The organism is Streptomyces sp. SID14436 (assembly GCF_010548465.1).
GTDB lineage: Bacteria > Actinomycetota > Actinomycetes > Streptomycetales > Streptomycetaceae > Streptomyces.
Genome location: NZ_JAAGMD010000484.1, coordinates 1 through 6,316 on the forward strand (window position 1 = coordinate 1; position 6,316 = coordinate 6,316).

Annotated in this window: 7 protein-coding genes and 1 pseudogene; 4 read left to right on the top strand and 4 right to left on the bottom strand. The window is 76.7% G+C overall.

What is annotated here, in order from left to right; all coding sequences use genetic code 11:
* The 3 genes from cbiT to G3I53_RS16765 all read left to right on the top strand — a co-directional run.
* Nucleotides 1-885, top strand: an 885-nt coding sequence (gene cbiT / locus G3I53_RS16755; protein ID WP_164438494.1) for a precorrin-6Y C5,15-methyltransferase (decarboxylating) subunit CbiT, incomplete at its 5' end; no start/stop codon positions are given.
* A complete protein-coding gene (gene cobM / locus G3I53_RS16760) occupies nt 882-1,631 on the top strand; it encodes a precorrin-4 C(11)-methyltransferase (RefSeq protein WP_164336564.1) in 750 nt (249 codons plus the stop codon). The genes cbiT and cobM, both read left to right, overlap by 4 nt.
* A complete protein-coding gene (locus G3I53_RS16765) occupies nt 1,621-1,956 on the top strand; it encodes a glyoxalase superfamily protein (protein ID WP_164336562.1) in 336 nt (111 codons plus the stop codon). The genes cobM and G3I53_RS16765 overlap by 11 nt, the downstream gene beginning before the upstream one ends.
* A gap of 17 nt (nt 1,957-1,973) precedes the next feature.
* Here the strand turns inward: G3I53_RS16765 and G3I53_RS16770 are convergent, their stop codons facing one another.
* Nucleotides 1,974-3,092 (bottom strand): cobalt-precorrin-5B (C(1))-methyltransferase, encoded by a 1,119-nt coding sequence (locus G3I53_RS16770; RefSeq protein ID WP_164336560.1) that lies wholly within the window; start codon nt 3,090-3,092, stop codon nt 1,974-1,976.
* Nucleotides 3,093-3,134: 42 nt separating this feature from the next.
* Here G3I53_RS16770 and G3I53_RS16775 point away from each other — a divergent pair, with 42 nt between their 5' ends.
* Entirely contained in the window at nt 3,135-3,932 is a 798-nt protein-coding gene (locus G3I53_RS16775; protein ID WP_164438495.1) for a cobalt-precorrin-6A reductase, read from the top strand.
* Nucleotides 3,933-3,948: 16 nt separating this feature from the next.
* On the opposite strand, the gene G3I53_RS16780 is transcribed toward G3I53_RS16775, so the two are convergent.
* From G3I53_RS16780 to G3I53_RS16790, 3 genes and pseudogenes are all read right to left on the bottom strand, one after another.
* The gene (locus G3I53_RS16780) at nt 3,949-5,436 is read right to left on the bottom strand and encodes a precorrin-2 C(20)-methyltransferase (protein ID WP_164438496.1); all 1,488 of its coding nucleotides are present in this window, start codon (nt 5,434-5,436) and stop codon (nt 3,949-3,951) included.
* Entirely contained in the window at nt 5,433-6,104 is a 672-nt protein-coding gene (locus G3I53_RS16785) for a precorrin-8X methylmutase (RefSeq protein WP_203592099.1), read from the bottom strand. The genes G3I53_RS16780 and G3I53_RS16785 overlap by 4 nt, the downstream gene beginning before the upstream one ends.
* A pseudogene (locus tag G3I53_RS16790) lies at nt 6,101-6,316 on the bottom strand (cobalamin biosynthesis protein CobG); the annotation flags it as partial. The gene G3I53_RS16785 and the pseudogene G3I53_RS16790, both read right to left, overlap by 4 nt.

Here is a 6,316-nt window from a genome sequence, read left to right on the forward strand (position 1 = left end):
GTCGGCCGCCCCACCGCCCGCCTCGCCGCCGCCCTGCACGACCGGCGGCGCCTGCTCGTGCTCAGCGCCGACGCCGCCACGCCCGCCGACGTCGCCGCCCTGCTGCGCGACCGCGGCTTCGGACCGAGCCGGATGCGCGTCCTGGAGCAGCTCGGCGGCCCCCGCGAACGCACCACCGGCTGGACGGCCGCCGACGACTGGCCCGGCCGGGAGAAGCCCGGCGACCCGCTCAACGTCGTCGCCGTCGACTGCCGGCGCGCCCCCGGCACCCCGCGCCTCGGCGCCGTCCCCGGACTCCCGGACGCGGCCTACGAACACGACGGCCAGCTCACCAAACGGCACGTCCGCGCCGCCACCCTCGCCGCCCTCGCGCCCGCCCCCGGGGAACTGCTGTGGGACGTGGGGGGCGGTTCCGGGTCCATCGCCGTCGAGTGGATGCGCACCCACCCCGCCTGCCGCGCGGTCACCGTCGAACGCGACCCCGTCCGCGCCGCGCGCATCGCCCGCAACGCCGACCGGCTCGGCGTGCCGGCCCTCGACGTGGTGACCGGCTCCGCGCCCGCCGCCCTCGCGCAACTCCCTTCCCCTGACGCGGTGTTCATCGGCGGCGGCCTCACCGCCCCGGGGCTCCTCGACGCCTGCTGGAACGCGCTCCCCGAGGGTGGGCGACTGGTCGCCAACACCGTGACCCTGGAGTCCGAGGCGCTGCTGGCCGACGCCCGTCGCCGTCTCGGCGGCGAACTGGTGCGCCTGTCCGTCGCGCACGCCGTGCCCGTGGGGGGCTTCACCGGATGGCGGCAGGCGATGCCGGTCACCCAGTGGGCCGTGGAGAAGACGTCCGGACCGACCGGCCCCGACGCGGCAGGACCAGGAGCAGACGCATGACCGTGTACTTCATCGGCGCCGGACCCGGCGCCGCCGACCTCATCACCCTGCGCGGCGCCCGCACCCTGGCCGCCTGCCGGGTCTGCCTCTACGCGGGCAGCCTGGTGCCCGGCGAACTCCTCGCCGAATGCCCGCCCGGCGCCCGGCTGGTGGACACCGCCCGGCTCACCCTGGACGAGATCACGGGCGAACTGGTCCGTGCGCACGAGGAGGGCCACGACGTGGCCCGGCTCCACTCGGGCGACCCGTCCGTCTTCAGCGCCGTCGCCGAGCAGATGCGCCGCCTCGACGCGGCCGGAGTGCCCTACGAGGTCGTCCCGGGCGTGCCCGCCTTCGCCGCGGCGGCCGCCGCCCTGAAGCGCGAACTGACCGTGCCGACGGTCGGGCAGACCGTCATCCTCACCCGCGTCGCCCAGCAGGCCACCCCCATGCCCGAGGGGGAGGACCTCGCCACCCTCGGCCGCAGCGGCGCCCTGATCGTGCTCCACCTGGCCGCCCGGTACGTCGACCGCGTGGTCGCCGAACTGCTCCCGCACTACGGCCCGGACTGCCCCAGCGCCGTGGTCGCCCACGCCTCCCGGCCCGAGGAACTGGTGCTGCGCGGGACGCTCGACGAGATCGCCGGGAAGGTGAAGGAGGCGGGCGTGCTGCGGACGGCCGTCATCATGGTCGGCCGCACCCTGGGCGCCGAGCAGTTCCGCGACAGCCACCTGTACTCCCCGGACCGTGACCGGCATGTCTGCTGAACGGGCCGTCCCGGTCCTGCGGGTGCGGGACATGGACACCTCGCTGCCCTGGTACGCCCGGCTCGGCTTCGGCGCGCGCTTGGAGCACCGGTTCGGGCCCGGCTTCCCCCGCTACGCGGAACTGGCCCGCTGCCCGGTCCGCCTGCACCTGTCGGAGCACGAGGGCGACGCCCCGCCGGACGGACTGGTGTACCTCCGGCTCGCCGATCCCCGCGCGGTGGCCGCCGAGTTCGGTGCCGAGCTGCGGGACCAGCCGTGGGGGCCCGAGGTGGAACTCCGGGACCCCGACGGCAACCGTCTGCGGGTGGGCCCCCTCGACGACTGAACCCGGCCGCCGCCGGCTCAGGCCACCGTGCTGCGGCCCACCACGTTTCCCGCCCGGTCGATGCAGATCACGTCCACCGCGACCGGTGCCCCGCGCAGCACCGCCAGCGCCTGGTCCCGGGCGGCCGTCGCGACCAGGTCGCCCAGCGGCACCCCGGCCGCCCGGCAGAGCTGGAGCGCGGCCAGCCCCGTGTTGGCGTCCGCCACCTCGGCGGCCAGCGCCTCGCCGGCGCCGCCGCGCCGGGCCAGACCGGCAAGGAAGCCCTTGTCGACCTGGGAACGCGCCGAATGCAGATCCAGGTGACCCGCGGCCAGCTTGGACAGCTTGGCGAAGCCGCCGCACACCGTCAGGCGGTCCACCGGGTGGCGCCGGACGTACTTCAGCACCGCGCCCGCGAAGTCGCCCATGTCGAGCAGGGCGTCCTCGGGCAGCCCGTACTCGGCGACCACCGTTTTCTCGGACGTGGAGCCGGTGCACCCGGCGACATGCGTGCGGCCGGCCGCACGGGCCACGTCCACCCCGCGCCGGATCGAGTCGATCCACGCCGAGCAGGAGTAGGGCACCACGATGCCCGTCGTGCCGAGGATCGACAGCCCGCCCAGGATGCCCAGCCGGGGGTTCCAGGTGGACCGGGCGATCTCCTCGCCGTGGTCGACGGACAGCGTGATCTCGACGTCCCCGGTGCCGCCGTACCGCCCGGCGACCAGGGCCACGTGGTCGCGCATCATCTGCCGCGGCACGGGGTTCACCGCCGGTTCACCCACCTCCAGCGGCAGGCCCGGCCGGGTCACGGTGCCCACCCCCGGCCCCGCCCGGAACACCACTCCCCGCCCGGCGGGCAGGACGCGCACCGTCGCCCGCACCAGCGCCCCGTGCGTGACGTCGGGATCGTCGCCCGCGTCCTTCACGATGCCCGCCATCGCCCGGTCGCCGGTCAGCTCCTCCGCCGCCAGCGCGAACGACGGGGTCTGCCCCCGGGGCAGCGTGATCGTCACCGGGTCGGGGAAGTCCCCGGTCAGCAGCGCGGTGTACGCGGCCGTCGTCGCGGCGGTCGCGCAGGCGCCGGTGGTCCAGCCGGGCCGCAGACCGGTGTGCTTGAGTTGGGCGCTGCGGCCGCCCCTGGCCTCGCTGCTCATGACGCGTTCTCCCGACGGGAACCGAGAAAGGACGAACCTGCCGTGCACCTGCTGATCCTGGGCGGCACCACCGAGGCCCGCCGTCTCGCCGAACTGCTGGCGGACGCCCCCACGCCCGGCCTACGGGTGACGACCTCCCTGGCCGGACGGGTGGCGGCACCCCGGCTGCCGCCCGGCGAGGTGCGCGTCGGCGGCTTCGGCGGCGCCGACGGGCTCGCCGCCTGGCTCCGGGAGCACGCGGTGGACCTGCTCATCGACGCCACCCACCCTTTCGCCGGCACCATCAGCTTCAACGCGGCGCGGGCCGCCGCCACCGCCCATGTTCCTCTCCTGGCCCTGCGGCGGCCCGGCTGGACACCCGCCGAGGGCGACACCTGGCACGAGGCGGCCTCCCTGCGGGACGCGGCCCGGCTGCTGCCCCGGCTCGGCCGGCGGGTGTTCCTCACCACCGGCCGCATGGGCCTGGCCGCCTTCGCGGACCTGGACGGCCTGTGGTTCCTCGTCCGTTCCGTGGACCCGCCCGCCGCCCCGCACCCGGCGCGCATGGAGACGCTGCTGGACCGCGGCCCGTTCACCCTGGACGGCGAGCGGGAGGTGCTGCGGCGGCACCGGATCGACGTGGTCGTCACCAAGGACAGCGGGGGAGCGGCCACCGCCCCGAAGCTGACGGCCGCCCGGGAGGCGGGCCTGCCGGTGGTGGTGGTCCGCAGACCCGCCGCCCCCGCCGGGGTGCCGGTGGTGCCCGGCCCGGAGGAGGCGGCCCGTTGGGTCCGTGCGGCGTGCGCCGCCCGGCGGGCCGGGCGGGCCGAGGTGGCCCCGCCCGCCGGGGGCGGGGCCTGACCGGACGGCGCGGAGCTCACGCCCGGGGGTAGCTGCGGGGGGTCCAGACGACGTCCTCGCCGTCCCCGCGCCGCACGACCCGGGTCTGCGAGGAGCCGACCAGCAGGATCGTCCGCATGTCGACCGTGGCCGGGTCCAGGTCCGCCAGCCGCACGATCCGGACCCGTTCGCCGGGCCCGCCCACGTCACGCGCCACCACGACCGGCGTGTCCGGCGCCCGGTGCTCCAGCAGCAGCTCCCGCGCCTTGCCCACCTGCCAGGTGCGGCTGCGCGAGCCGGGGTTGTACAGCGCCAGCACCAGGTCCGCCGACGCCGCCGCGCCCAGCCGGGCCTCGATGACCTCCCACGGCTTGAGCCGGTCGGACAGGGAGATCGCCGCGTAGTCGTGGCCGAGCGGGGCTCCGGCGCGGGCGGCGGCCGCGTTGGCGGCGGTGACCCCGGGCAGCACCCGCACCGGAACCTCCGCGTACTCCGGAGCGGAGGCCGCCTCCAGGACCGCCGTCGCCATCGCGAAGACCCCCGGGTCGCCGCCCGACACGACCGCCACCCGCCGTCCCCGCTGGGCGAGTCGCAGGGCGAACTCGGCGCGTTCGGCCTCCACGCGGTTGTCCGAGCCGTGCCGCCGCTGGCCCGGGCGGACCGGCACCCGGTCGAGGTAGGTGGTGTAGCCGACCAGGTCGTCGGCGGCGGCCAGGGCGCCGCGCGTCTCGGGCGTCAGCCAGGACGGGCCGGCCGGGCCGGTCCCCACCACGACCACCTCGCCCGCCTCGCGCGCGGGGCGCTCCGCGCCGGCCCGGCTGGGCAGCACGGCCACCGAGAAGTACGGCACGGACCCGGCGTCGACGTCGGCGAGCGGGGCGAGACGCTCCCCGTCCATGGTGGCCCGCTCCACGTACCGCGCCTCGGCGAGCCGCCCCGCAGCCTCCAGGGCCCGCCGCACCTTGGGGAAGGTGCGGCCCAGCTTCATCACCACGGCCACGTCGGTCGCGGCCAGCCGCGCGGTCAGCTCCTCCTCGGGCAGCGTGCCCGGCAGGACGGTGAGCACCTCCTCGCCCTCGGCGAGCGGCGCGCCGAGGCGGGCCGCGGCGGCGGACACCGAGGTGACCCCGGGGATGACCTCGGTGTCGTAGCGGTCCGCGAGCCGCTTGTGCATGTGCATGTAGGAGCCGTAGAAGAGCGGGTCGCCCTCCGCGAGGACGGCGACCGTGCGGCCCGCGTCCAGGTGGGCCGCGAGCCGGGCCGACGCCTCGGCGTAGAAGTCGTCCATGGCGCCCTGGTAGCCGCCCGGGTGGTCGGTGGTCCCGGTGGTCACCGGGTAGACCAGGCGCTCCTCGATGTGGTCGGCGCGCAGGTGCCGGGCCGCGATCGAGCGGGCGATGGACCGGCCGTGCCGGGCACTGTGGTAGGCGACGACGTCGGCCTCGGCGATGACCTCGACGGCCCGCACGGTCATCAGGGACGGGTCGCCGGGCCCCAGCCCGACCCCGTACAGCTTGCCGCTCACTCTTCCTCGCTCGCGATCGCGTTGAGCGCGGCCGCCGCGATGGCGCTGCCGCCGCGCCGGCCCCGCACCACCAGGTGCTCCAGGCCCGACGGGTGGGCGGCCAGGGCGTCCTTGGACTCGGCCGCGCCGACGAAACCGACCGGCACACCGATGACCGCGGCCGGCCTCGGCGCGCCCTCGTCGATCATCTCCAGCAGCCGGAACAGCGCGGTCGGCGCGTTGCCGACGGCCACCACGGAGCCCTCCAGCCGGTCCCGCCACAGTTCCAGGGCGGCGGCGCTGCGCGTGGTGCCCAGCCGGGCCGCGAGCTCCGGAACGGCCGGGTCGGACAGGGTGCACAGCACCTCGTTGCCGGCCGGCAGCCGCTTGCGGGTGACGCCGCTGGCGACCATCTGCACATCGCACAGGACGGGCGCCCCGGCGCGCAGCGCCTGCCGGGCGCGGGCCACCACCTGAGGGCTGAAGGAGAGGTCGCGGACCAGGTCGACCATGCCGCAGGCGTGGATCATCCGGACCGCGACCCGGCTGACGTCGGCGGGCAGGGCCGCGAGGTCGGCCTCCGCGCGAATGGTGGCGAAGGACTCGCGGTAGATCGCCGCGCCGTCCTTCTCGTAGGCGTACGTGGTCACGGTGTCGTTCTCGCTGCTCTCGGTCGTCGTACGGCTCATGGAAGGGTCCTCGCCAGGGCGGCGGCGAAGCCCGAGGGGTCGTCCAGCAGGGTGCCGCGCGGGTCCCGGCCCCGCACGGCGGTGGTGACGCGGTAGCCGCCCCCGGGCGCGGCCACCACGTCGACGTGGTCGCCGCGCGGGTGCCCGCAGCGCCGCTCGCAGCCCGACCAGTACACCGGCAGCGGGGTCCGGCCGGCCGTGGTGAGCGCCCG

Coding starts and splice junctions, on each gene's coding strand:
- cobM (WP_164336564.1), top strand. CDS start 882: ATGACCGTGTACTTCATCGGCGCCGGACCCGGCGCCGCCGACCTCATC.
- G3I53_RS16765 (WP_164336562.1), top strand. CDS start 1,621: ATGTCTGCTGAACGGGCCGTCCCGGTCCTGCGGGTGCGGGACATGGAC.
- G3I53_RS16770 (WP_164336560.1), bottom strand. CDS start 3,092: ATGAGCAGCGAGGCCAGGGGCGGCCGCAGCGCCCAACTCAAGCACACC.
- G3I53_RS16785 (WP_203592099.1), bottom strand. CDS start 6,104: ATGAGCCGTACGACGACCGAGAGCAGCGAGAACGACACCGTGACCACG.